Raw genomic sequence first — 24,956 nt, 5'->3', positions numbered from 1 at the left:
TACGTCCTTGATCTTAATGAATTATCGTTTGTGACCGGTATGCAGTTTGTTTTCGAGCCATATCGAATAACGTGACATGCCGAAACAAAATACCCAAAACACTAACGCGACAAATACATAACTTTCCGTCGCAAAGCCGAGCCACTCAGGGTCGGTGTTTGCTGCTTGCCCAATGCCCAGTACGTCAAACATACCGATGATCAGTACCAGACTGGTATCTTTAAACAGGCCGATGAAGGTATTCACGATAGAAGGAATCGTGATCTTCAGTGCCTGAGGTAAAATAATTAACCCTGTTTTCTTCCAGTAGCTTAAACCAAGTGCATCTGCTGCTTCGTATTGCCCTTTTGGAATCGCTTGTAAACCACCACGAATCACCTCTGCCATGTAGGCTGCGGCAAACATCACCACACCGATAAGTGCACGGATGAGTTTGTCTGTCTCCGAACCCTCTGACATAAACAGTGGCAACATCACCGACGCCATGAACAAGACAGTGATGAGCGGTACACCACGCCATACTTCGATGTAGACAGTACACATGCTGCGAATAATTGGCATCTCAGAGCGACGGCCTAGTGCTAAGACAACACCAATCGGTAGTGAGACAACAATACCGACAAGTGCGATGATTAAGGTTACCAGTAAGCCACCCCATTTATGTGTGTCAACAACTTCAAGTCCAAACACACCACCGTAAAGAAGACCCGCAATCAGGAATGGGTAAACATTGACTAAAAACAGCCAAATCCACATGCGCTTTGGTGTTTTCTCATAGGCAACAAGCGCGGTCAGGATGGCCAGCGAGATGTAAAACAGGCGAGGGCGCCACAGTTCAGCCTCAGGGTAGAAGCCATACATGAACTGATCCCAACGTACGCTGATGAATACCCAGCACGCGCCTTCGCGGCTACAAGCATCACGTGTTGTTCCTACCCAATCCGCGTTAATGAACGCCCAATCGATGATGTTCCATAAAGCTGTAAACGCTAAGTAGGCGAGAATAATGGTAACAATGGAATTTACTGGTCCATTGAATAGGTTTTTACGCATCCAACCTACCACACCGACCATATTCGCTGGCGGTGGGAGATCAGGCTGAAATTGATGTGTGCTCATATTATCTCTCCACCAGTGCTACTTTACGGTTGTATAGGTTCATTAACGCGGAAGTAATTAAACTTAACGCTAAGTAAACGCCCATTGTCATCGCGATAATCTCAATGGCTTGACCTGTCTGGTTTAGCGTTGTGCCAGCAAACACAGACACGAGATCCGGATAGCCTATTGCCATTGCCAATGAAGAGTTTTTGGTTAAGTTCAAATATTGACTGGTTAATGGAGGGATGATGATTCGCAGCGCTTGAGGAATGACCACAAGTTTTAGCGTTTTGGCTCGTGGCAGGCCCAGTGACATGGCCGCTTCGGTCTGACCATGACTCACAGCGTTAATACCCGAACGCACGATCTCAGCGATAAATGTTGCAGTATAAACGCTTAACGCGACCAGCAGAGCCGCTAGCTCAGGAATGATGCTGACCCCACCTTGGAAGTTAAAGCCTTTCAACGCTGGATATTCCAGAGAGATAGGCATACCAACAAGGAAATAAACGACCAAAGGTAAAGCAACCACTAAACCTAGTGCAATTCTTCCCATAGGTGTTTGCTGACCAGTTAGACGTTGCTTGTTCTTCGCCCATATAGAAATACAGATAGTCGCAACGAGCCCGATAATAAACGCAGCGATAACAACACTACTGCCGTTTTCCAATACTGGAGCAGGGAGATAGAGTCCTCTTACGTTCAGGAAGATAGCTTCGCCAAGACTGATACTTTGTCTTGTTGAAGGTAGTGCCTGCAAAACGGCGAAATACCAAAAGAAGATTTGAAGAAGAAGGGGAATATTTCGAAACGTCTCAATGTATACCGCCGCTAAGCGGCTTACTAGCCAGTTAGACGAGAGACGAGCAATACCCATTGTAAAACCAATCACAGTTGCCAGGATAATACCTAAAACTGAGACCAGTGCGGTGTTTAGTAAACCAATGACAAAGGTTCGGCCATAAGAATAGGTTTCATTATAATCGATCAGCGTCAGACCGATACCAAAGCCAGCTTCCTGATTAAGAAAATCAAAACCCGTAGCAATGCCTCGGGCGTCTAAGTTATTTAATGCGTTGTTGATGATGGTATAAAAGAAAAATACCAATGCAGCTACAGCAATTATCTGAAAAATAGCAGAACGAAAAGCAGGGTTATAAATCAGGCTTTTACTTCCACTTGGTTTGGACATCGTACTTAGCGATGCATCTTTAGTCGGTTCCATACAGCGTTAACCTCAAACCTTAGTTATAGATATCCGTCTGTATGAGTAAGTACTTTTTGCTACGAGCTAAGCCTTGAGCTTCTGCACTTTATAGATCATTAGCGTTAAATTTTTGCCAAAATCCATCTCGTACTGGGCGTAGCTTTCACCAGCTAATGAGCATTCCTTACTCATCCAGATCTATAGTCACGAAAAAGGGCGACGTAGAGTCGCCCTGATTACTCGTTTCTATCGGATTGGTGATGCGTACATGAATCCACCCGCGTTCCATAGTGCATTCACACCACGAGAGATTTCAAGAGGCGACCCTTTACCTACAGTGCGCTCGAAGCTCTCACCATAGTTACCCACTTGTTTAACGATTTGGTAGCCCCAATCATCACGAATACCTAAGCCTTTGCCCTGAGGACCGTCTACACCAAGGATACGCTTGACGTTTGGATCTTTAGATTTCAACATCTCATCCGCATTTTTAGAGGTAATGCCGTACTCTTCCGCATTAATCATTGCGGATAGTGTCCACTTGGCAATGTTAAACCACTGATCATCACCCTGACGCACAACAGGACCTAATGGCTCTTTTGAAATAATTTCAGGAAGAACGGCTGCCGATGAAGGGTCTTGCAGGTTCAAACGCAGCGCGTACAGACCAGACTGGTCCGTTGTTAACGCGTCACATCGACCTGAATCGAAACCTTTTGAAGTTTGAGCGGCTGTATCAAATACGACTGGCTTGTAGCTCATGCCACTATTACGGAAGTAGTCTGCAAGGTTTAGCTCGGTAGTGGTACCTGATTGTACACAAACAGATGCGCCATCAAGTTCCTTAGCACTTGATAGGCCAAGCTCTTTTTTCACCATGAAACCTTGGCCATCATAGTAGTTAACGCCAACGAAGTTTAGGCCAAGAGCGGTATCGCGGTGGAGCGTCCAGGTGGTGTTACGCGAAAGGACATCGATTTCACCAGATTGGAGTGCAGTGAAACGTTCTTTTGCAGTTAGAGGTACGTATTTCACTTTCGTTTTGTCCCCAAGAACGGCTGCAGCCAGTGCTTGGCAATATTCTACGTCGATACCTTCCCATTCACCTTTTGAGTTTGGGTTTGAGAAGCCCGGAAGACCAGTACTTACGCCACAAGTAAGAAAACCTTGTTTTGTTACTTTGTCCAAAGTAGAGTCTGCAGCTTGTGCTGATGTTGCCATCATTGCAGTAGAAGCCGCTACGACGGAAGCAAGAATTGTTAGTTTATTTGCCATTTGTGTCCTTCCTGTATGATCCATGTTAAATCAATGTGACTTAAAATTAGCGTGTCCAATTTTGTGTTGTGTTATGTTCTACGTGATTGATTTTCGAAGAAACGGTAATCGAGTAACCAATCAAATATAAGCGTAGAAAAGGATCTGTGAATTCTCAATTATATAATTTAAATGGAATTTTAAGAGAACCTACAAAATTCCTCAGGTTTTAGAATGACGAAATGTTAATTGTTTGTAAATAGTGCAACTGGTGCTCAAGTTGGTGCATCAGAACATTCAACGAACAAACAGGCGCAAATAGAGAATAAAACGTCGTTATTAAAACTATCATTAGCTGACCTCGGCTATGTGCAGTTAAAATTCGAACAAAAATTATTTGTGTCAACAAAACAAGGTGATGACCATGCCCCATTTTTGGTAGCATGGTTTTAATAGTTAATTAATGTAATCAAAGGTTGAGATGCGATATTTTCCTCTGTTCTTAGACTTAATCAATAAACCAGTTCTCGTTGTTGGCGGCGGTGAAGTCGCGAGCCGAAAAGTTGAGGCCTTAATCAAGGCAGGGGCGGATATCACAGTCGTTTCGCCTACCTTAGTTGACTTTCTCGCTAAATTGGCGAAAGAGCATCAACTCAGATGGATTCAGCGTTTCTACTCAAGTGACATTGTCACAAAGGGCTTTATTCAGGTTTGGGCGACAACGGATAATCCAGATTTGAATCATCAAGTTTACAAAGACGCTAAGGCACAGGGAATCTTAGTGAATGTGGTTGATGACAAGCCTTACTGCGACTTCATTACTCCTTCGATGATCAATCGTGGACGTATTCAGATCGCCATTTCGAGTGGTGGTGCGTCACCTGTTTTGATTCGCAATATTCGTGAGAAGTTAGAGATGATCCTTCCACAGAATATGGGTCTGATGGCTGAGTTTGCGAATTCAAAACGTAACTCTATTAAAGAGGCGTTACCAAGTGTCGATTTACGTCGTAAATTTTGGGAGCAATTCTTTTCGAATCCTGACGTTGAAAACGCGCGTGATAATCGAGATTTAGAAAATATCTACAAAGCAGCCATGGAAGATCCAATTGAAGAAAAGGGCAGTTGCACTTGGATTCACGTCGGTAAAGATGTTGAGATGTTGCCAATAAAAGCGGTTCGCTACATGCAACAAGCGGAGCTGGCGTTGTACTCAACAAAATGTCAATCAGACGCAATGGAGTTAGTGAGAAGAGACGCAGAAAGGGAGTCGTTCAAAAACGCCGCTCAGTTATCAGACATGCTTGCGAAGGCAAAACAAGAAAACTTACGTGTCTGTGTGTTTATCCCAGAAGGCACCAGTGAGTTCTTGCTGTTGCAGGGACAAGATCTCGTGATCTAAAAGCCCCTCATTAGCACAAACAGAAACGCCGACGATCACTCGTCGGCGTTTAGTATTTGCAGTGTTAATGATTATTACGCAAGGTTTTAATCATTAATGAGCACTAATCACGGAAGTTATTGAACTGAAAAGGTAGACCTAGCTCTGCTTCACGAATAGCTGCCATGGTTGCCTGTAAGTCATCACGTTTTTTACCCGTAACACGTACTTTATCGCCTTGGATTGAAGCTTGTACTTTCAGCTTCGCGTCTTTGATTAACTTAACCAGCTTTTTCGCGGTTGGCGTATCGATACCTTGGTGGAACACGATGTTCTGATGCCAGTTTCTGCCCGTTGCTTCAGGTTTTTGAGAATCCATAGCATTGGCATCGATATTACGTTTTGCTAGGTGACCGCGTAAAATTTCACGCATCTGTTTAAGCTGAAATTCACCTTCAGCGGACACTTTCACATTTTCTTCTACTAGCTCAAAGCTCGCATTTACATTGCGGAAATCGAAACGAGTAGACAATTCACGGTTAGCGTTATCAACGGCGTTACGTAGTTCAACCGTATCGATTTCTGAAACAATATCAAACGATGGCATGAAGATTCCTTGATTATCTTGTTATTAATTACTTAGAGGATTTTACAGCGTCTGCCAGCATATCTAGCATAGTCACTGTGTCTTCCCAACTCAGACATGGGTCAGTGATTGATTGCCCGTATGTCAGGTTATTGATGTCGGTCATTGGCTGGTTGCCTTCAATGATGAAGCTCTCGGCCATAATGCCTGCAACGCGTGTACTGCCAGCCTGTATTTGTTGGCAGATATCTTTAGCAACATCTAGCTGCTTTCTGTGTTGCTTTTGGCAATTAGCATGACTGAAATCGACAATTAGGCGTTGCGGTAGATCAAATTCGGCTAGCGCGTCACAAGCTTGCTTAATTGAAGCTTCGTCAAAGTTTGGACCTTTTTCGCCCCCACGTAAAATAATATGACCGAATGGATTACCACTTGTGCGATAAACCGTCATACGACCATGCTTATCTGGAGAGTAGAAGTAGTGTGATGCTTTAGATGCACGAATCGCATCAATCGCTATTTTCACATTACCGTTGGTACCATTCTTAAAGCCAACTGGGCACGAAAGTGCAGATGCCATTTCTCTGTGAATTTGAGATTCAGTGGTACGCGCACCGATAGCGCCCCAAGTAATTAGGTCCGCAATGTATTGACCGGTAATCATATCAAGAAACTCAGTAGCGGTGGCAAGACCAAGCTTGTTGATATCCAGTAGCAGTTTACGCGCTTTATGAAGGCCAGCTTCTAACGCATAAGAACCGTCAAGGTTTGGGTCGGTAATTAAGCCTTTCCAACCCACAACTGTACGCGGTTTTTCAAAGTAAGTACGCATGACAATAAATAGCTCATCTTTGTACTTATCCTGGATTGCGCTTAGGCGCGTTGCATAGTCAATCGCGGCTTCTGTGTCATGGACAGAACAAGGGCCAACGATCGCAAGAAGACGCTTATCTTCCCCCGTTAAGATTTTTTCAATCTGACGGCGAGATTGAGCAATACGGTCTGCAACGTCATCCGTTATAGGATATTCACTACCTAGCTCCGCTGGGGTAGGCATTGGACCCAAAGGCTGGGTTCTCAATTCATCTGTTTTTATAGGCATCTTATAGCTTTATTCTCTGTTGCGAAGGGGTAAAGATAACGGAATTACTGGCAGGAATAAACTGTTTCGCGGGATTCTTCGCCTCTAAATCCCAAATAGCATGAAACGGTTATACGGTTCTTACTTTTTTATAACAACCTGAAAGCATACTATCACGAGATAGTTACGTCATTATTCGCCACTGATCATTGCGGTGGTGAACAAAGCGGGAAAACAGCAATAGTCCTCAATGTCTTAATTATCGATAAAGTCAGGTGAAATTAACCAGTATAGAAACGATAGCTCGACCGAGTGACAGTGTCACTATTGGACTGTTTATGACGTTGATTTTAGTATACAGATCTATAATTAGTTAACATATCTTTGACATCCATGTGTATAGTTGATTAACTGGTCAGATTAGGTTGGTAAGGAGACCAAAATGTTATCTGCAGTACGTCGCGCAAACCTCTACTTGAAAGTATTCGGTTTCACTAAAGTTCCATTGATCTGGCTTTGTCGTCCCAAAATCATTGATATTGACGATAAGCATGTTGAAGTGAAAATCCCACTCCGAAAAAGAACAAAAAACCACCTTAACAGCATGTATTTCGGTGCGTTAGCGGTTGGGGCAGATGTTGCGGGGGCTTTTTTAGCGATGAGTAAAGCTCAGGAGAAAGGAGAGCCGATTTCTCTGGCCTTTAAAGGCGTAAAGGCGGAGTTTTTAAAACGACCAGAAGCCGATGTTCATTTTGTTTGTGATGATGGTCCTTTAATCGACGAAATGCTGGATTACACGTTAGAGACAGGTGAGCGTATCAATCGTGATGTGAAAATTACTGCACTTTGTCCGTCTCTTCATGGCGACGAGCCAATGGCAGAGTTTTACCTGACGCTTTCTATTAAAAAAGCAGCACAACAAAAAAAGAAGGCTGCTTAATCGTTAACTATTTTCGCTAGTTCAATTCGATTTTTTCAATCGACACTATCTTTGACCGGTTTAATACCACTTTCCAACGATAGTAAACGGGTTCATCAGTGTGGTTGTTTTCTTTGACGATCACATTGATGAGGTGACGTTTCTCAACCGATTCTTTGGTGACTTGCCCTTCGTTTAAGCGATATACGCGGTTTGACCCTTTGTCCATTAATCTAATAATGGGTCTTAAGCTAATGTTCAGGGTTTCGCGCGTTTGCTCATAGCCACTTAAAAACATCGATGTCGCCATTTCCGTCTTTTCCTGATAGTGAAGAATCTTCTCTTCTCGCTGGACGACGCGTTTTTTACGGATCTGTTGAATCTTGTCAGGCAGGCTAGATAGCGTTCTATAGTCAAGCCACTCTAACTTTTTACCGACGACTTTTTTGGTGGTCGGGTCAATGTACTTCTTACGCCATTTGGGCTTTCCTTTGCGTATCCAGCGCCACATGGCATCGCGAAGATCATCTTTAAAAATTTCGCGTAAGGCATAGATGAAGGACATCGCAATAATGAAGGATGCTGAAATCTCTCCTAGGTAGTCTCGTGCGAGGATCACAGTCGATGTCACGACTACCATCACTAAACCTGTTGCAATGCCTTTTATTGCCCGCTTAATATTTTTCCCCATCGAGACCGTCTGCTCACGTAAGACGATAGGGTGTTCAATAAGACGTCTCAACAGGCGCATTTTGTTGGAGAGCCGCGTCACATCTTCGACGACGTTGGGTGAGTTATATTTATTTAACTTACGGTGCGCTTGCTCTTTTTCACACAGGGTAATCAGCCGTTTTTTTATCGTACTGTAATCGCCTTCTCGCGGTAAATGAGCAACGAGTGACAAGAATTTCTGCTCTGTGTACCAAGACAAATAGTTATCGATGTTAACGTAGTAGCGTTTTAGGTTTTCTTCAAAAGGAATACTGCGTCGCAGGCGTTTTAAAATCGCGATAGCCAATTCGATAACTTCATCTACTTCATCTTCCGTTGCGGAGTTACTCTCTAGTTTATTCAGACTGGCAACGGCTTTATCTAGTGCGATGACGTATTGATAGGCGAATAAACTCAAGCTCACGCGGTATTGTTGATTTGAGAGATGTCCTCGTTTTGCTAGTCGGCTGTGAACCAAAGGAAGCAGAATCTCCTTACTGTAATAGGAGCGCTGTTGTGTGATAGACGTGTAGTAGAACTCTGATTCACTGATGATGTCGGCGTTTAAGCCAAGCTCACCAGGGACAAAGAAGTAAATATCAAGGTCGACACTTTTACTTTTTGCTAGCTCATGGCTGATTTTTAATGTGATTGAGTCTTGTTTATCAAGGGTGACCAAAAAAAGCTCCTGACTTTGCTAAAGCATTCTTACCCCGAAAATTGTGCGGTTTATATAAGTACCAGATTGCTAAGAGAATGATTGGGGTAGACAATAACAGCATAACAGAGCGATGTGCTTTTCTCTCTGATTTTCTTGTTAGTTTAGGTATAATTCCAGGTAAATTTAAAAAGAGACAAAATCAATGATTAAAATTGGTCAAATTAACAGCCTAGAAGTCATTAAAAAGGCTGATTTTGGCGTATTTCTGGATGGTGATGATTACGGTTCTGTTTTGCTGCCAAACAAACATGTCCCAGAGGGCACAGAAATTGGTGATAAAATCGACGTGTTTTTGTACTTTGATTCAGAAAGCCAACTGGCTGCGACCATTGAAACACCAATTGCTCAAGTGGGTGAATGGGGCCTGATGAAGATCGAAGGTGTCAGCAATACGGGTGCTTTCGTTAATTGGGGTATCAAAGAAAAAGATTTGCTCATTCCATTCAGCGAACAGCGCACGCGTTTTTCTGCCGGTCAAACGATCTTGGTTTACGTGTATACCGATAAAGCGTCGGGTCGAATTGTTGGCACGACGAAGTTCAACAAGTGGCTGGATAAAACACCAGCCAACTACGAAATTAACCAGCAAGTCGATTTGATCATTGCTGAGCGCAGTCAGCTTGGCTACAAAGCGATCGTAAACGGTAAACACTGGGGTATGATTTTTCCTTCAGATGTTTTCGGCAAATTGTATATTGGCAAACAGCTGAAAGGTTTTATTAAGCAAATTCGTGAAGATGGCAAAATTGATCTGGCGTTACAAAAAGTGGGGGTCGCTAAGATGGATGACCTTTCAAGCAAGATCATGGAGCAGTTAGAGAAGAAGGGCGGTTTTCTTCCTCTTAATGATAAATCTTCTCCAGAAGCGATTTTTGAAGCGTTTCGCACCAGTAAAGGTACGTACAAAAAAACCATTGGTGGTCTGTTCAAGCAAGGTAAAATCGTTATCGAAAAAGACGGTATTCGCCTGGCATAGCGAGGCGGCAGTGTACTTACAATATAACTTTTCGAAATGAGAAAAAAAGCGGCCCAAACGCTTCCATTTTTTGGGCCTAGGGGAAATGGCTCCGAGGAGCCTACGCTAAAACCTTATTATTCGCTTATTTTTGAGCGCTTATTTGTGCAGTTATATGGAAGACGCAGTAATAATGCTCTGAGTTGATATATTTAGTTTAGTACAGGCCACTCGGAACGCTAGAGCGCTGGGCGGCTTTCATACTCATAATAAAAAAAGCCATCGAGTTTACGATGGCTTTTCTTTTATTTATCGTTAAGTTATCGCTATAGCAAAAATATTAAAATAAGTTTTTATCTCGTACTAATTCTCTTGGAAGACCATTTTTTATTCGGTTACTGACCCATTTTCCTAAGCCAATGATGGCACCTTGATATTTGACAAAAACTTCGCCTTTACCGATTTTGGTACCTTCAGGAATATTTTGTGGGCGAACGTCACGTCCCATATACCACTCGCGAGCTTCATCTATTGTCAGTTCGATAGCATTACTTTCTTTACCTGTTGCCAGAGCAGTAGCAACCTGATGTTGCCAACGGTATCCGTTTTTGTGTGCTTCGGCGATTTTTATCCCCATTCGTGAGAAGCGCAGTTCACCAATCATTGGCTCAAGTGCATTCGGGAATAACCAAACGTCTTTATCGCGTAGCCAAACCTCACTGTCATCTGGGAGCTCAATGTCTAATGCTTTGTGAAGCTGATGAGCAATCTCAGTCGATTCTTTTTTCGACGCTTTGGTAAATGGGAATTTGCCCATGCGCTTTTTCACCTTCGGCGCTTCCACTGAACAGTGCTTACGAATACGTGCGACGAAGAAGCCCTCACAATCGTACACCTGAGGGAAGATATGTAAAAAACCATCTTCAGTAAGAGCGGCTTTAGCATCTTCAAATAGATTTTCCAGGCTCTCAAACTCAACAGCTTCACCAAAGGTGTTTTTTAGGTGTTGACAGACTTGCTGGTTTTCTTCCGTGCTTAGCGTGCAGGTTGAATAAACCAGTACACCACCGGGTTTTAATGCGTGAAAGGCACTTTCAATTAAATCTTTTTGCGTATCCGCAATGTCTAATACTGATTGTTGTGACCAGTTTTTCATTGCGTCTTCGTCTTTACGCAGAGTACCTTCTCCGGAACAAGGTGCGTCCAGCAAAACGGCATCGAACTGTTCTGGCAACCAGCCTCCGAACACTCGACCATCAAAGTTACTGAGCGCGGTGTTACGCACACCACATCGTTCAATATTTGCATGCAGTACTTTCACACGGCTCGCTGCGTATTCATTAGCAACCAGTACGCCTTCATTGTTCATCAGCGCTGCGATTTGTGTCGTTTTTGATCCCGGAGCAGCTGCGGTATCAAGAACAGCATGATAAGCTTCATCGTTCATGAATAGGGCAGATACTGGCATCATCGAGCTCGCTTCCTGAATGTAGAATAATCCAGACATGTGCTCTGCAGTGTTTCCCAACGGTACCTGTGATTCATCTGCATCAATCCAAAAACCACTCTCACACCAAGGCACTGGTGAAAGTTTCCAGCCTTTCTCTTCTGCTCGTTGGATAAATGATTCGACACTTATCTTTAGTGTGTTGACGCGAATGCTTTTACGTAATGGCTTTTGACAGGAAGAAATAAAGTCTTCCATGTTAAGACCAGCAGGTAGGATAGTTTGGATTTTTTCCAGAAACGCGTCTGGGATGTATACATTAGGATGCAATGTGGAATCTCGTTAGCAGAATTTGTCGCAAATAATATACGAAAGCGACGCAGAAACGAATAGCGACCGGACGTGGGGATTAAAAAAGAGCAGCCAGTGCTGCTCTTTTGATAACCTTATAACTATGGCATCGGAATTATAGCTATGGCTTAGGAATTGCCGTTCGCCACTGTAGCCAACTCTCTTCTGCGTGAGGGTAGAGGAAGAAGGTCTGGCCATTTTTGGCGGCAGGCAGTATTTGTGATTGTTCAGGCGTTGAAAAGGCGATCCCGCCACGCACAATACTATCAATGGTTCCAGCTTTGATATTGGCACCGGTAAGACCTATCGAGACATCGACACCAGACACATTCCAAAACACACTGTTCTGACGCACAAGGTATGCATACTCCGGTTTTAGTTTGATTGTTGTGACAATGCGATCGGCGAACTCTCCCAAGCGGACATCGGTCACCTGACCAACTTCCATTTGACGATACAAAATAGGAGTTCCTGCTTGTACTGAGCCGCGTTGTTCACTTTGAAGCGTGAACATCACACCATGGACTTGATCAAACTGTTTTTCTAACTTGAAACTAAAGGCTCCGTTACCTTTGCCGGGGTTCACACTGATGGATTTTGAAACCAGCGCGCCAAGGTTTTTTACCCCGCCAAGACCAATTTCAGGCTCAGTAAGCCAAAAACGAGAACCTTCTACGGCAATGTCAGATACGTACTCTGGTAATATACGCGCCGTTACTTCCACCAAATTGCGTCGGAAGTTCGGTACGACAAGAGTTACTTCACCCACAGTCACACCTTGGTATGTGACAGGCATTCCTTTCACGACTTCTTGGGTACCGTCTGTTGTCAGAGATATAACACGGCCGAATTTACGTGCTGTTTTTTGGTCTTCGTATAGCTTCCAGCGTTCACCGATTTTGTTTTCAACGCCTGGAACAGAATCAAAGGCAATGCCACCTTGGATGACCGATTTTAAAGGATGAGCTTTAACACTCACGCCTGCTAGGGATGCATCAATCTCAATACCTGAACGGTTCCAGAACACAGTTTGAGAGGTTAAAAGGTGAGCAAAGCGGTTTTCAATACTCACGTGAATAACCACGCCGCCATCAACCAAATGGAAATCCGAGACGCTACCTACTGGAAGGTTACGGTAGAGTAGAGGGCTGCCTTTTGAAACCGAAGGTAATTCAGGTGCGAATAGGGTAAGAATTTGAGAGCCACGGCGGTTGTATTGCGCCAATTCTGCCAACGATTCACTTTGGAACAGTTGATATTCTTTCTGAATGCTCGTTGCGCCTGCACTGACAAAGCTGATCGAGCCGGTAAGCAATTGTTTCGCTGGCGGTACGGTTACGCTGAGTCCAGATTCGGTTAGCTCAGCCGAAGCACTGCCTGTGACGTAGAAGCGGTTGTTTGATTTAATTAAGTGCTTGTATTCGTGGTCAATGAGTACATCCATGTATACTTCATGTTGTGCTTGCTGACCTTCTTCGACTAACCCAACCTTAATAATTGAGCCAACCACAATGCCTTTATAGAGCACATTCGCGCCACTGTCCAAACCAAATGAATTATCAGAAATAAGCCTAATCGCTATCGATTTTTCTTGTTGTTGATTGAATACATTTTTACGGATAGCGGTGAACTGACGAGAGCGTTCGCCTTCACCGGGAACAATCGTCAGATAATTACCGCGCACCAGGTTAGAGATATTTTCGAAACCGGAAAGAGAAACCTTTGCCTCTTCAAGAACAAATCGAGTTCCGGTTGTAAGCATGTCACTGAATGCTGGTTGTATAGCTGCAGAGGCTATGATTACTTCACGGCCTTCAGAAAGGTTTAAGTCGGTCACCTGACCAATTTCGAGCCCGCGATACATGATAGGGGCACCCGCAGCACTAATTTTGTTATCATCTGGTAGTACAATTTTAACTGCAATCCCTCGTCCAGCTGTTTTCAAGTCTTTGTATAAACGGAACTGAGTATTTTCACCTACAGGTTCACCATCATCAGGCGAATCCACCGCGATAGCGCCTCCAATGAGGGCGCTCATGCTCTCTAAACGAACGTCGACACCACTAAAACCAATGTTTGCTCCAATGCCACTTACGTTCCAGAAACGGCTGCGATCATTAATGATATGGCGATACTGTTCCTGAATGTTTGCCTGAATTGTGATGGATTTCGCATCATCATCCAACTGATAGCTGTATACCGCACCAATAGGGATTTTCTTATAAACGATTTGTGAGCCAATCGAGACGCCACCCAAATCCCGGCTTGTCAGCTTAATGTTCAAACCTTGAGTCACGCGCAGATCCGTCGGAACAGTGTCTAGGGCATGGAAAACGGTTTCTAACTCGTCACTATCGCCTGGTTGAATAGAAATGTAGTTACCTGAAACGAGCGCGTCTAAGCCGGAGATACCACTGAGGCTAGCGGTTGGTTTTACAAGCCAAAAACGCGTGTTCTCATTGAGCAGTTTGATGGCTTCAGGATAGATATCGGCATCAACGTAAATGCTACCCAAATCTTCGGTCAGATTAATGTCGCGAACCATACCGATTTCCATACCTTGATAACGGATGGTGGTTCTGCCTGCGACTAAACCTGCCGCGTCGGAAAAGTAGATTTGAATGCGCTGACCTGCATCGTGAATCGACTTCACCACCAACCAGCCGGCTAAAACCATTGTCAAAATCGGCAGCAGCCACAGGGGAGATATGCCTTTACTCCTCTTAATGTCTGGCACGTATGACGTTTGAGAACTGTTCTGATCACTCATTCATTGACTCTTTTTCTGATTGTTTTTGGGGCTGGTCCCAGATTAACCTTGGGTCGATACTGTCTGCTGCTAACATAGTAAACACCACGACTAAACCGAAGGCGACAGCGCCAAGCCCCGGTGTGAAGTCGAGTATCTGACCACGATCGATCAAGGTCATCATGATTGAAATAACAAACAAATCCATGACAGACCATTTACCGATCCACTTTACTGCGAAGTAAATCATCATTCGTTGACGCTTGAACACTGAACGTTTGAATTTGATGCACAGCATGATGTAGGCGAGGCTGAGAATTTTGATCACAGGCACAACAATACTGGCGACAAAAATAATTGCAGCGATGCCGTACATACCGCTGTTAATCAATGACGCAACACCGGAAAAAATCGTGTCTTCAAGCCGCTGGCCGTTGGTTATCAAAATTGAAATAGGAATAAGGTTCGCAGGGAAAATCGCCACGGTTGAGGCTATCAGGTAAGCCCATGTTTTTTGAATTGAATGCGGTTTACGATGGTAGAGCTCGTGTTGGCAGCGACGGCAAGAGTCATTCTCAGGTTGCGACAAGTGACATTCATGGCAGTGCACATCTTTGTGTTCAAACGAGTAAGTGACCTCTGGTTGCCAAACTTCCCAGTAGCGACGCACGCTGATTCTAGAAACAAGCAGGACGGTAAATACTTGCAGTAAAGCAAGGCCAATTAAACCGGGGCCAACAAAAATATCCGAATAGTCCTGCAGTTTGAAACAGGCCACGGCGATACTGACCAGAAACACATCGAGCATTACCCAATGTTTGAGGTGCTGAATAAGCCAAAGAGAAACTCGTAGCCCATTAAACCAACGCTTATGGATTGAAATATGAGCGGTGACTACCGATACACAGACGGTAAGCGGCGCTATAGAGCTACAGAATAGTATCAGCAGTGATAGAAGTACGAAGCCTTCTTCCATTAAGGTAATCATTCCCGATGGTAAAGTCGCGGGAATCATGACACCAAACAGCCTGATACTGATGAAATTAAAAAAGTGGGAAGGAATAAATAAAAGAATACAGGTTACGGCGATGGCTAAGTTACCCGACAAACTGTGTTGTCCACCACGATACAATTGTGTACCGCAACGAGGGCAGTAAGCATGCCTACCTTGAGGCAACTCGACGAGATCGACAGGAAGTTCGCAACCCTGGCACAAGCGGACTCGGTTAGGTTTCATGGCGTGCTTAGATAGAGAGGTCATCACAACGACCTCTCTAAACAGACTGTTTTAAGCGTGGGACTGAATGCCACCATATAAGGTTTGATATAAGCCTTCCTGCTCAACTAACTCTCCATGGGTCCCGGTTTGTGTTACTTTTCCATCTTCAAGCACATAGATCAAATCGGCTTGTTTCACAGCAGACAGACGATGCGCGACAATTAACGTTGTTCGGCTTCGCAAGAATTCTGTTAACGCCTTGTGCAGAGCAGCTTCTGTCGCTGTATCTAACGCGGACGTTGCTTCATCCAAAATAACAAATTGAGGGTTACTCAATACCATTCTGGCTATCGCGAGACGCTGGCGTTGCCCGCCTGACAATCGAATACCATTGCGGCCAATTTGTGTATCTAACCCGTGGTTTAACTGAGAAATGACATCTTGTAGCTGAGCGACATCTAGCGCACGCCACAATGACATCTCATCGAAGTTACCCCCGAGAGTCAGATTATGCCTTAAGGTATCGTTAAATAATATAGGTTGCTGTAATACCACGGCAATTTTATCGCGGATTACTTCAAAGCCTATCTCGTCTGTGAGCTCATCATTGTAACGAATCTGTCCTGAATTTTGATGATAAACTCCTATCAGTAGCTGAATCAATGTCGATTTACCACCACCACTGGCGCCCACCAAAGCCACCTTTTTACCCGCAGGAATATGCAAAGAGAGGTGTTCCAGTACATTGTGTTCATTGTTGTAAGAGAAGTTCACATTCTCTACTTTTACATCTACCTCTCTATCATCAGTAAAAGGATTTACTTTTGAAGGCGGCCTGTTTTCTTCTTCTAGAGTAAGTAGATCGTTAATGCGCTTTAATGCCGCTTTGGCACTGTACCAGGAGAACTGGATACCAAGTAGCTCCTGAACAGGGGACAACATGAACCACAAGTAGCCAAACACTGCAAACATTTGGCCGATGGTCAGGTCACTAAATAGAACCATCAACATTGCCACTGCACGGAATAATTCAAAGCCAATTAAAAAAAGTAAGAAAGACACACGACCAGCCGCTTCAGATTGCCAAGCATACTTATCAGCATTGACACGGACTTGATCGGCACTATTTTTCAGTTGTTGGAGGAATTCTCGTTCTTTATTGGCGGCTCGCAGCTGATAAATACCATCTAACGTTTCGACCAGACGTGTTTGAAACAGCTCGAAAGAGTGGTTTTCTTTACGCTTTAGGTGCTTGACCATGCTGCCGAGTTTGCGCGAAAAATAGATAACGACCGGATTAACCAACAAGATAAATAAGCCCAATCGCCAGTCTAACCAAAGAAGAACGATTGCAGTTCCTATTACGGTCAGTAAACTAATAACAAACTTCGCCAGAGTTGAGCCGATAAATTGATCAATGGTTTCAATATCAGTAATCAGGTGAGCGTTGATACCGCCACTGCCTTTGGTCTCGTACTGACGGATACTGATTCTGCCTAATTTGTCGATCATCTTGCTGCGCATTTCGAAGGTGATGGTCTTCGATATCAGCGTGAATTGACGACTTTGAACGATGTTGAGTGCTTGGCTCGCAGCTCGCATGAGCACGACTAAAAAAAGCGTAAAGAAAATATAGCCAATAGGTGTGTGCCACGCTTCTGGAAGAGTAGCATTCATTGCGGCTATGCCATTGGCTGGTTGATCCAATAAGACTTCATCCACCATTAACGGCATGAGAAGAGGGATTGGAACACTAATCAAGGTCGCCAAAACAGCAATCAAGTTCGCCAGGATTAGCTTGGACTTGTGCTTTTTTACTTGTGTTATCAACCAAGAACGGCTAATAGTGTCATCTTTCTTAATCATTGTAATTGAGAATAAGTCCTATTATAAAGTAGGTCAGCATTTTAGCGTTATCCCATAAGAATGGAAGCGTTATAAAGTAAGTAGGAAGTTAATATGAACATAGAACAGTATCAAAGACTAACCAAGCAAGCCACTGCACTCATTGAGTCAGAGCCAGACTTTATTGCCAACTTGGCAAACCTGAGCTCGCTTCTATTTATGGAGCTAGAAGATCTCAACTGGGCAGGCTTTTACCTGACTAAAGGGGACGAACTGGTTTTAGGGCCGTTCCAAGGTAAGCCAGCTTGTGTTCGCATCCCAATGGGGCGAGGTGTCTGTGGTACCGCAGCAAAAACTAACACTATACAAAGAGTATACGACGTTCACGCGTTTGAAGGCCATATTGCTTGTGATGCGGCAAGTAATTCGGAAATCGTGATTCCGTTTACTATTGATGGAAAAGTGGCAGGAGTGTTAGATATCGATAGTCCAAGTATTGGTCGATTTAATGAAACAGATGAAGCAGGGCTTACTCATTTTATGTCAGAAGTAGAAAAGCTGCTTAATTCACACGCGAACAACGCATAAATTCGTCCATGAGTGTGGTTTTTCCTTGGCATGTCACTATAATACGAGAATATTTTTCTTAATGCTCTGCGGAAAGCCGCTCAAACCAGGAACCCTCATGACTGAAAAGTTAAAAAACAGCAAAGAAGTTATCGCATATATTGCTGAATGTTTCCCTAAGTGCTTTACTTTAGAAGGTGAAGCAAAACCTCTGAAAATTGGTATTTTTCAAGATCTTGCGGAACGTCTAAATGAAGACGAAAAAGTAAGCAAAACTCAGCTTCGTGCAGCGTTAAGACAGTACACTTCATCATGGCGTTATCTACATGGTGTAAAACCAGGTGCGGTACGTGTTGATCTGGATGGCAATCCATGTGGTGAGCTAGAAGAAGAACACGTAGAACACGCTAAAGCAACACTTGCAGAAAGCAAAGCGAAAGTTCAAGCTCGTCGTAAAGAACAAGCACAGAAAGCTCGTGAAGAGGGTAAGGCGAAAGCAAAACCAGCGGCTAAAAAGCCTCAACAGCCTCGTCGTACTAATAAACCAAAAGCACAGAAACCAACTCAGCCTGTAGAAACACGCGCGCTAAATGCTGACGAAATCACAGTAGGCAACGCAATAAATGTGAACATGGGTAAAGGAAACATGGCTGCGACCATTGTTGAAATCAATAAGGATGATGTACGTGTTCAACTTGCTAACGGCCTACAAATGGTTGTAAAAGCGGAGCACTTGCGCGCATAAGGGAGATACTCCTACGCATGAATTGCCGTTCAAAAGTGACCCTGATCGCTGCTAGCTTATTGCTAGCAGCATCAGCTCAGGCTCTAGAAGCCAAACTACACAAAGATGACTTGCCGGTGCTCACTCCAGAAGTTCAGCACGAAACAGCCAGCAAGCGAGTCACCTCTCGATTCACCCGCTCTCATTACAAGCATTTCAGTCTCGATGACGATTTCTCTAAAGCGATTTTCGAACGCTATGTGGAAATGCTTGATTATAATAGAAATATTTTCACTCAAGCCGATATAGACTCCTTCAAAGAATGGTCTTTAGAACTGGATGATCAGCTTAAAGCTGGCAATAACCAGATCGCATTCGATGTCTATAATCTGTCCATGCAGAAACGTTTCGAACGTTTTGCTTATGCGTTGACCTTGCTCGACAAAGAAATCAAATTTGATAACGACGACGAGATCGAACTTGATCGTTCAGAAGCTGCATGGCCGAAAAATGAGTCGGAAATTAATGAGTTATGGCGTAAACGTGTTAAGTATGACGCGCTCAATCTGAAACTGACTGGCAAAGAGTGGCCAGAAATAAAAGAAGTTTTAGATAAGCGTTATAACAATGCGATGAAGCGAATCACTCAAACCAATAACGAAGACGCATTTCAGCTTTATATGAATGCCTTCGCAAGACAAGTTGATCCTCATACTAGCTATCTTTCTCCTCGCAACGCGGAGCAGTTCCAATCAGAAATGAACCTTTCACTGGAAGGTATTGGTGCCGTTCTACAAATGACGGATGATTACACCGTTATTCGTTCGCTCGTTGTTGGCGGCCCAGCTTCAAACAGTAAGCAGCTTGGTGAAGGTGACCGTATTATTGGTGTTGGTCAAGATGGCGAAGAAATTGTCGATATTATTGGCTGGCGTTTAGACGATGTTGTGCAGTTAATCAAAGGTCCAAAAGGAACAAAGGTTAACCTTCAGATCTTGCCAGAAGGTGCTGGAGCAAAGAGTTACATTGTCACTATTGTTCGTGACAAAGTACGTTTGGAAGACCGGGCGGTTAAGTCAGAAGTCATCGAGAAGGACGGCAAGAAAATTGGCGTTTTAGAAGTGCCGAGTTTTTACGTCGGTTTGTCTAAAGATACTGACAAATTACTGGCGGAGTTCAAAACTAAGAATGTGGACGGCGTTATTGTCGACTTGCGTAACAACGGTGGCGGTGCTTTAACAGAAGCAACGGCGCTAACGGGTCTGTTCATCAAAGAAGGTCCGGTCGTACAAGTTCGCGATAGCTATGGTCGTATCAAGGTCAATGCCGATACTGATGGACAAATCAGTTACGATGGTCCTTTAACGGTGTTAATTAACCGTTATAGTGCCTCTGCTTCAGAAATCTTTGCCGCCGCAATGCAAGATTATAATCGCGCTATCATTCTTGGTGAGAATTCATTTGGTAAGGGTACTGTTCAGCAGCACCGTTCGTTGAACCATATCTATGACCTTTTTGATAAAGAGCTAGGGTATGTTCAATACACCATTCAGAAGTTCTACCGTATTGATGGTGGAAGTACTCAGAATCGTGGAGTAGCGCCGGATATCGCTTATCCAACGCCAATCGAAGCTTCTGAAACCGGTGAAAGTGTTGAAGAGAATGCGCTACCTTGGGATAGCATTGATAAAGCGAGTTACACCATGTATCCGAATAACGATACATTGGTAGAGAGTTTGACAAAGCTACACAACAAGCGCATCTCGGATGAAATGGAGTTCCGATTCATCAACGAAGACATTGAGAAGTATCGTCAAGACAAAGACAACAACCTTTTGTCGCTAAATGAAAAAGTGCGCAAAGCGGAGCAAGACTCTGAAGACAAGCTTCGTCTGGAGCGCATTAATGAACGTCAGGCATTGCTTGGTAAAAAGGTATTTAAGTCGTTAGATGATGTGCCTAAGGACTACGAAGCCCCAGACGTTTATCTCGATGAATCTGTCTCAATTATGATTGATATGTTAAAACCAACCAATCAGTCATAACGACTAAACATTCAGTACTACAAGAGCGAGTCCTTATGACTCGCTCTTTTTTTATATCTTTTTATCTGTATTTCCCTGCCATATTGAGATAAATATGCGCTTTTTTCGTACCAACAATTTACGTGATGAACCTCAAATATTTCGCGAAACAGAGGACTAAAGCCTAAGCTAAAAGAAAACGATAAGGATGCCAGTATGAAGTGGTTCTTTATTTTACTTAGTTTTTTTTGCTTTAGTGTGTTCAGCGCAGACAACACCAGAGAAAGAGAAGAAGAATTAAGTCATTTTGACACCCCGTTCTTAATAGGGGATTGGTATTTGCTGAATCAGAACTCAGGCGAGTCTACGGAAAACTTTCGCGCCATCAAACTGTCTTTGGGGTCTGACTACATGTTCTCCATTGATATCCAGAAGAAGGACTATTCCGTTGATCACTGGGAAGGGATGTACAATGTTAATGAAGATACCATTGTTCTCGGCCTAAATACTGATGAGCCCCAAATCTATGCGTACCGGAATAACCACAACACACTAGACCTCAATGGTGTCACCTTTATTAAAGGTCTATCCAATGCACTTGCAGGCATGTGGTCTAGCTCCTATGTATCCGGCGATGGCCTGGCTGCAAGCAATATCAATCACATGGACCTGATTCTCCAACCAGACTTCGTTTTTCTATTCCGTGTTTCAAATGAGGCCGGGAAAGAGTCTATAAAACAAGGTGTCTTTTATACCGAAGATGAGTATTTAGTTCTTTTGTATGAAAACGGTGAGCATGGTACTAGGTATAAACTCAATAAAAACGAATTGACGATAGAAGACTCAAATGGTGATATGTACGCGGTTTTAAATCGGGTTACACAATAATAAACATCTATAAATGTTCACTGTGACGTAACCCTAGTGAACTCAAGTTATGTTGTATGAACGTTAACCATAAAGTAGAGCTAGTACACTATTAGCTCTATTTTTTGGTGTAAAGGCTTGTATTTTGATACCACAAGCACTACTAATAGCTTATATAGTGATACCACTTCGACGTTTTAGTCTTTAAAAGAAGTGGTTTTTATTTTCCGACAGACAAGGATTTATGGACATGTCTCAAGCTCCCCAAGCTAAATATCGCAAAGATTATAAAGCGCCATCTCATACTATTACCGACATTGATCTCACGTTTGATCTATTTGATAACGACACTATTGTTACCGCGGTATCAAAAGTCATTCAAAAAGGTAAACTAACAACATTGGAATTAGATGGTGAAGGGTTGGAGCTTCGTTCTGTCAAAGTGAATGGCGAAGACTGGGCTCATCATGAAGTGGAAGACACCTCTCTGGTTCTTTCTGACCTACCAGCTGAATTTGAACTTGAGATCATTACCAAGATTGACCCTGAAGCGAATACAGCACTTGAAGGGTTATACAAGTCAGGTGGTGCTTTCTGTACTCAGTGTGAAGCGGAAGGTTTCCGTCGTATCACGTACTACCTAGATCGCCCAGACGTATTGGCAAAATACACCACCAAAGTGATTGCCGACAAAGAGACTTCCCCTTACTTGCTCAGCAACGGTAACCGTATTGCAGAAGGCGACACAGAAAATGGCCGCCACTGGGTGCAATGGCAAGATCCACACCCAAAACCAGCGTATTTGTTTGCACTGGTGGCTGGTGATTTTGATGTACTGCGTGATAACTACACCACAATGTCTGGTCGCAATGTCGAGTTAGAGATCTTTGTTGATAAAGGCAATTTAGATCGTGCGCCTCATGCCATGACGTCACTGATCAATTCAATGAAGTGGGACGAAGAACGCTTTGGCCTTGAGTATGATCTAGACATTTACATGATCGTGGCTGTTGATTTCTTTAATATGGGTGCGATGGAAAACAAAGGCCTGAACATCTTTAACTCGAAGTTCGTTTTAGCCAATGACCAAACTGCGACAGACCGCGATTATCTGGGTATTGAAGCCGTAATTGGTCACGAGTACTTCCACAACTGGACAGGTAACCGCGTAACTTGTCGAGATTGGTTCCAGTTAAGCCTAAAAGAAGGTTTAACGGTTTTCCGTGATCAAGAGTTCTCGTCGGATTTAGGTTCTCGCGCTGTTAATCGCATTGATAACGTTCGTATTATTCGTGGTCCTCAGTTTGCTGAAGACGCAAGCCCAATGTCGCACCCAATTCGTCCAGATAAAGTTATCGAGATGAACAACTTCTACACGCTCACTGTTTATGAGAAAGGCAGTGAAGTCATTCGCATGTATCACACATTGCTAGGTGAGGAAGGTTTCCAAAAAGGCATGAAGCTTTACTTTGAGCGTCATGATGGTACCGCTGCGACATGTGAAGATTTTGTGTCGGCGATGGAAGATGCAACAGGTGTTGACCTGCAACAATTCCGCCTATGGTACAGCCAATCGGGTACCCCAACATTACGTGTAAACAGCGAGTACAATGCTGATGCGAAAACTTACACGTTAATTGTTGAGCAGTTTACTCAGGCAACGCATGATCAATCGGAAAAGCAAGCTCTGCATATTCCATTTGATATTGAACTGTACGATGACAAAGGTCAGGTGATTCCATTAATTATCAATGGTGAGTCTGTCCACAATGTATTGGATATCAAACAAGACAAACAGACTTTTGTGTTTGAGAATGTCGATGTTAAACCAGTGCCATCATTGCTACGTGAGTTTTCGGCTCCGGTAAAACTAGAATACGATTACAGTGATGAAGAGCTGATCTTCCTGATGAAACATGCGACGAATGATTTTGCTCGTTGGGATGCAAGCCAAATGTTACTGGCGAAATACATCCGTCAAAATGTAGTTAACGTTCAAGCGGGTGAGCAAGTAGAACTTTCTGAAGGGCTGATCGACGCGTTCCGTGGCGTGTTGCTCGATGAGAACCTTGAGCCTGCCTTCATTGCGCAAGTGCTATCACTACCTTCGATTAATGAAATTACTGGTTGGTACCAACAGATTGATATCGATGCAGTTGATACGGTATTAAATAACATTACACTGTCACTTTCTAAAGAATTAGAAGATGAACTGAGTGCAACCTACCATACGTTAAAGCAAGCAGATTATTCTATTGAGCATGATGCTATTGGTAAGCGTGCGTTGCGTAATCAGTGTCTTCAGTTCCTGGCACATACTGAAAAGGGCAACCAACTTGTTCAGGCGCAATATGAATCAGCGAACAACATGACAGATACCATTGCTGCTATGACTGCTGCGAATAATGCACAGCTTGAATGTCGTGAATCACTAATGGCGGATTACAGCGATAAGTGGAAACACGATGGTTTGGTTATGGACAAGTGGTTTGTACTGCAAGGTAGCAACCCGGCAGCAGATGCACTTGAGAAAGTGAAAGCGACCATGTCACACGAAGCATTCAGTTTGAAAAACCCGAACCGCATTCGTAGCTTGATTGGTTCGTTCTTGAGTGCCAACCCTGTACATTTCCATAATAAGTCAGGTAGTGGTTATCTGTTTTCGGGTGAGATTCTTCGTCAGTTGAATGACACCAACCCGCAAGTGGCTTCTCGTCTGATTGATCCTTTACTCAAGTTCCGTAAGTACGATGAAAGTCGCCAAACGCTAATTCGTACAGAGCTAGAAAAGCTCAAAGCGATGGATAATCTTGCCAACGACTTGTTTGAAAAAGTCACTAAGGCACTAGACGAATAGTCATCAAACCAATAGGGTGGTCTGAGAGGCCACCCTTTTTTATACTTACGTTTTTATCTAATGAAGTACTACTATTTTTCACTCAATATCCCATATCAAACATTTCTTTCACATTATTCTGGTGTTTCAAACGCGATCCAAGTTGTCACTCACAATGGTTTAAGACTTCAGTTGCCAGCGGCTAAATTCAGACCATTTCTTACCCAATTAGGCATTAGAGGGCAGTTTAGGCTAACAACTGACCAAAATAACAAGTTTATTAAGTTGGAAACTCTGTGAGGTAAGGTATTTCTAGGTGTTTAAATAGGTATCTTAGTCACAGAATCAGACATTTCACCTCATACCACCACTAATAGTTGTTAAACATTTGTAATTATCCTTTTACAATGG

20 protein-coding genes are annotated in these 24,956 nt (G+C 43.5%); 10 read left to right on the top strand and 10 right to left on the bottom strand.

The genetic code is table 11. From position 1 onward, the window contains the following. Positions 1–21 precede the first annotated feature (21 nt). From L3V31_RS14790 to L3V31_RS14780, 3 genes are all read right to left on the bottom strand, one after another. Positions 22–1,119 carry an amino acid ABC transporter permease gene (locus L3V31_RS14790; protein WP_237316917.1) on the bottom strand — a complete coding sequence of 366 codons (1,098 nt, stop codon included), beginning with the start codon at positions 1,117–1,119 and terminating at the stop codon, positions 22–24. Between the two features lies 1 nt (position 1,120). Continuing rightward, on the bottom strand, positions 1,121–2,326 hold the full coding sequence (locus L3V31_RS14785) for an amino acid ABC transporter permease (protein ID WP_237316915.1): 1,206 nt from the start codon (positions 2,324–2,326) through the stop codon (positions 1,121–1,123). A gap of 228 nt (positions 2,327–2,554) precedes the next feature. Continuing rightward, positions 2,555–3,583, bottom strand: coding sequence for an amino acid ABC transporter substrate-binding protein (locus L3V31_RS14780; RefSeq protein WP_237316913.1), 1,029 nt, complete (start codon positions 3,581–3,583; stop codon positions 2,555–2,557). Positions 3,584–3,811: 228 nt separating this feature from the next. On the opposite strand from L3V31_RS14780, the gene L3V31_RS14775 reads away from it, so the two are divergent. Together L3V31_RS14775 and L3V31_RS14770 are read left to right on the top strand one after the other, a co-directional pair. Then, positions 3,812–4,015, top strand: a complete 204-nt coding sequence (locus L3V31_RS14775; RefSeq protein ID WP_237316911.1) for a hypothetical protein — start codon at positions 3,812–3,814, stop codon at positions 4,013–4,015. Positions 4,016–4,043: 28 nt separating this feature from the next. After that, the gene (locus L3V31_RS14770) at positions 4,044–4,964 is read left to right on the top strand and encodes a bifunctional precorrin-2 dehydrogenase/sirohydrochlorin ferrochelatase (RefSeq protein ID WP_237316910.1); all 921 of its coding nucleotides are present in this window, start codon (positions 4,044–4,046) and stop codon (positions 4,962–4,964) included. A gap of 103 nt (positions 4,965–5,067) precedes the next feature. Here the strand turns inward: L3V31_RS14770 and L3V31_RS14765 are convergent, their stop codons facing one another. Beyond that, a complete protein-coding gene (locus tag L3V31_RS14765) occupies positions 5,068–5,550 on the bottom strand; it encodes a YajQ family cyclic di-GMP-binding protein (protein ID WP_237316907.1) in 483 nt (160 codons plus the stop codon). 28 nt (positions 5,551–5,578) lie between these two features. After that, positions 5,579–6,631 carry a 3-deoxy-7-phosphoheptulonate synthase gene (locus L3V31_RS14760; RefSeq protein WP_237316905.1) on the bottom strand — a complete coding sequence of 351 codons (1,053 nt, stop codon included), beginning with the start codon at positions 6,629–6,631 and terminating at the stop codon, positions 5,579–5,581. 421 nt (positions 6,632–7,052) lie between these two features. Here L3V31_RS14760 and L3V31_RS14755 point away from each other — a divergent pair, with 421 nt between their 5' ends. Then, the gene (locus tag L3V31_RS14755; RefSeq protein WP_065296860.1) at positions 7,053–7,550 is read left to right on the top strand and encodes a DUF4442 domain-containing protein; all 498 of its coding nucleotides are present in this window, start codon (positions 7,053–7,055) and stop codon (positions 7,548–7,550) included. 16 nt (positions 7,551–7,566) lie between these two features. Here L3V31_RS14755 and L3V31_RS14750 read toward each other — a convergent pair whose 3' ends face one another. Then, positions 7,567–8,919: a hypothetical protein gene (locus L3V31_RS14750; RefSeq protein WP_237316903.1), complete on the bottom strand. Its 1,353-nt coding sequence runs from the start codon at positions 8,917–8,919 to the stop codon at positions 7,567–7,569. A gap of 184 nt (positions 8,920–9,103) precedes the next feature. Between L3V31_RS14750 and L3V31_RS14745 the strand changes: the two genes are divergently transcribed. Further along, positions 9,104–9,937, top strand: a complete 834-nt coding sequence (locus L3V31_RS14745) for a S1-like domain-containing RNA-binding protein (RefSeq protein ID WP_237316901.1) — start codon at positions 9,104–9,106, stop codon at positions 9,935–9,937. A 319-nt stretch (positions 9,938–10,256) separates the two neighbouring features. Here L3V31_RS14745 and rsmF read toward each other — a convergent pair whose 3' ends face one another. The 4 genes from rsmF to L3V31_RS14725 form a co-directional block, all read right to left on the bottom strand. Continuing rightward, positions 10,257–11,693, bottom strand: a complete 1,437-nt coding sequence (rsmF, locus tag L3V31_RS14740; RefSeq protein WP_237316899.1) for a 16S rRNA (cytosine(1407)-C(5))-methyltransferase RsmF — start codon at positions 11,691–11,693, stop codon at positions 10,257–10,259. 142 nt (positions 11,694–11,835) lie between these two features. Next, positions 11,836–14,484 (bottom strand): MlaD family protein, encoded by a 2,649-nt coding sequence (locus tag L3V31_RS14735; RefSeq protein ID WP_237316897.1) that lies wholly within the window; start codon positions 14,482–14,484, stop codon positions 11,836–11,838. Beyond that, on the bottom strand, positions 14,477–15,724 hold the full coding sequence (locus L3V31_RS14730) for a paraquat-inducible protein A (protein WP_237316895.1): 1,248 nt from the start codon (positions 15,722–15,724) through the stop codon (positions 14,477–14,479). Before L3V31_RS14730 ends, L3V31_RS14735 begins: the two co-directional genes overlap by 8 nt. 27 nt (positions 15,725–15,751) lie before the next feature. After that, entirely contained in the window at positions 15,752–17,548 is a 1,797-nt protein-coding gene (locus L3V31_RS14725) for an ABC transporter ATP-binding protein (protein ID WP_237316893.1), read from the bottom strand. Positions 17,549–17,641: 93 nt separating this feature from the next. On the opposite strand from L3V31_RS14725, the gene L3V31_RS14720 reads away from it, so the two are divergent. The 6 genes from L3V31_RS14720 (at position 17,642) to L3V31_RS14695 (ending at position 24,845) form a co-directional block, all read left to right on the top strand. Next, on the top strand, positions 17,642–18,115 hold the full coding sequence (locus L3V31_RS14720) for a GAF domain-containing protein (RefSeq protein WP_237316891.1): 474 nt from the start codon (positions 17,642–17,644) through the stop codon (positions 18,113–18,115). A gap of 97 nt (positions 18,116–18,212) precedes the next feature. After that, positions 18,213–18,839, top strand: a complete 627-nt coding sequence (proQ, locus tag L3V31_RS14715; protein WP_237316890.1) for an RNA chaperone ProQ — start codon at positions 18,213–18,215, stop codon at positions 18,837–18,839. Positions 18,840–18,856: 17 nt separating this feature from the next. After that, entirely contained in the window at positions 18,857–20,863 is a 2,007-nt protein-coding gene (prc, locus tag L3V31_RS14710; RefSeq protein WP_237316888.1) for a carboxy terminal-processing peptidase, read from the top strand. A gap of 195 nt (positions 20,864–21,058) precedes the next feature. Next, positions 21,059–21,730, top strand: a complete 672-nt coding sequence (locus tag L3V31_RS14705) for a hypothetical protein (RefSeq protein ID WP_237316887.1) — start codon at positions 21,059–21,061, stop codon at positions 21,728–21,730. A 229-nt stretch (positions 21,731–21,959) separates the two neighbouring features. Then, complete coding sequence (pepN, locus tag L3V31_RS14700) at positions 21,960–24,566, top strand: aminopeptidase N (protein ID WP_237316885.1); 2,607 nt, start codon at positions 21,960–21,962, stop codon at positions 24,564–24,566. A 60-nt stretch (positions 24,567–24,626) separates the two neighbouring features. Next, on the top strand, positions 24,627–24,845 hold the full coding sequence (locus tag L3V31_RS14695; RefSeq protein WP_237316881.1) for a DUF2835 domain-containing protein: 219 nt from the start codon (positions 24,627–24,629) through the stop codon (positions 24,843–24,845). The last annotated feature ends 111 nt before the right edge of the window (positions 24,846–24,956 follow it).

The sequence above is a fragment of the Vibrio sp. J1-1 genome, from assembly GCF_021728395.1.
In the GTDB taxonomy this organism is placed as follows: Bacteria; Pseudomonadota; Gammaproteobacteria; order Enterobacterales; family Vibrionaceae; genus Vibrio.
This window is presented reverse-complemented; position numbering and strand designations above follow the sequence as displayed.

What these genes read in the sequence shown, in the direction of transcription:
- pepN (WP_237316885.1), top strand. Translation starts at nt 21,960, where the DNA reads ATGTCTCAAGCTCCCCAAGCTAAATATCGCAAAGATTATAAAGCGCCA.
- L3V31_RS14695 (WP_237316881.1), top strand. Translation starts at nt 24,627, where the DNA reads ATGAAGTACTACTATTTTTCACTCAATATCCCATATCAAACATTTCTT.
- L3V31_RS14780 (WP_237316913.1), bottom strand. Translation starts at nt 3,583, where the DNA reads ATGGCAAATAAACTAACAATTCTTGCTTCCGTCGTAGCGGCTTCTACT.
- L3V31_RS14770 (WP_237316910.1), top strand. Translation starts at nt 4,044, where the DNA reads ATGCGATATTTTCCTCTGTTCTTAGACTTAATCAATAAACCAGTTCTC.
- L3V31_RS14755 (WP_065296860.1), top strand. Translation starts at nt 7,053, where the DNA reads ATGTTATCTGCAGTACGTCGCGCAAACCTCTACTTGAAAGTATTCGGT.
- L3V31_RS14745 (WP_237316901.1), top strand. Translation starts at nt 9,104, where the DNA reads ATGATTAAAATTGGTCAAATTAACAGCCTAGAAGTCATTAAAAAGGCT.
- L3V31_RS14765 (WP_237316907.1), bottom strand. Translation starts at nt 5,550, where the DNA reads ATGCCATCGTTTGATATTGTTTCAGAAATCGATACGGTTGAACTACGT.
- proQ (WP_237316890.1), top strand. Translation starts at nt 18,213, where the DNA reads ATGACTGAAAAGTTAAAAAACAGCAAAGAAGTTATCGCATATATTGCT.
- L3V31_RS14760 (WP_237316905.1), bottom strand. Translation starts at nt 6,631, where the DNA reads ATGCCTATAAAAACAGATGAATTGAGAACCCAGCCTTTGGGTCCAATG.
- L3V31_RS14725 (WP_237316893.1), bottom strand. Translation starts at nt 17,548, where the DNA reads ATGATTAAGAAAGATGACACTATTAGCCGTTCTTGGTTGATAACACAA.
- L3V31_RS14790 (WP_237316917.1), bottom strand. Translation starts at nt 1,119, where the DNA reads ATGAGCACACATCAATTTCAGCCTGATCTCCCACCGCCAGCGAATATG.
- L3V31_RS14785 (WP_237316915.1), bottom strand. Translation starts at nt 2,326, where the DNA reads ATGGAACCGACTAAAGATGCATCGCTAAGTACGATGTCCAAACCAAGT.
- L3V31_RS14735 (WP_237316897.1), bottom strand. Translation starts at nt 14,484, where the DNA reads ATGAGTGATCAGAACAGTTCTCAAACGTCATACGTGCCAGACATTAAG.
- L3V31_RS14730 (WP_237316895.1), bottom strand. Translation starts at nt 15,724, where the DNA reads ATGACCTCTCTATCTAAGCACGCCATGAAACCTAACCGAGTCCGCTTG.
- L3V31_RS14705 (WP_237316887.1), top strand. Translation starts at nt 21,059, where the DNA reads ATGAAGTGGTTCTTTATTTTACTTAGTTTTTTTTGCTTTAGTGTGTTC.
- L3V31_RS14720 (WP_237316891.1), top strand. Translation starts at nt 17,642, where the DNA reads ATGAACATAGAACAGTATCAAAGACTAACCAAGCAAGCCACTGCACTC.
- prc (WP_237316888.1), top strand. Translation starts at nt 18,857, where the DNA reads ATGAATTGCCGTTCAAAAGTGACCCTGATCGCTGCTAGCTTATTGCTA.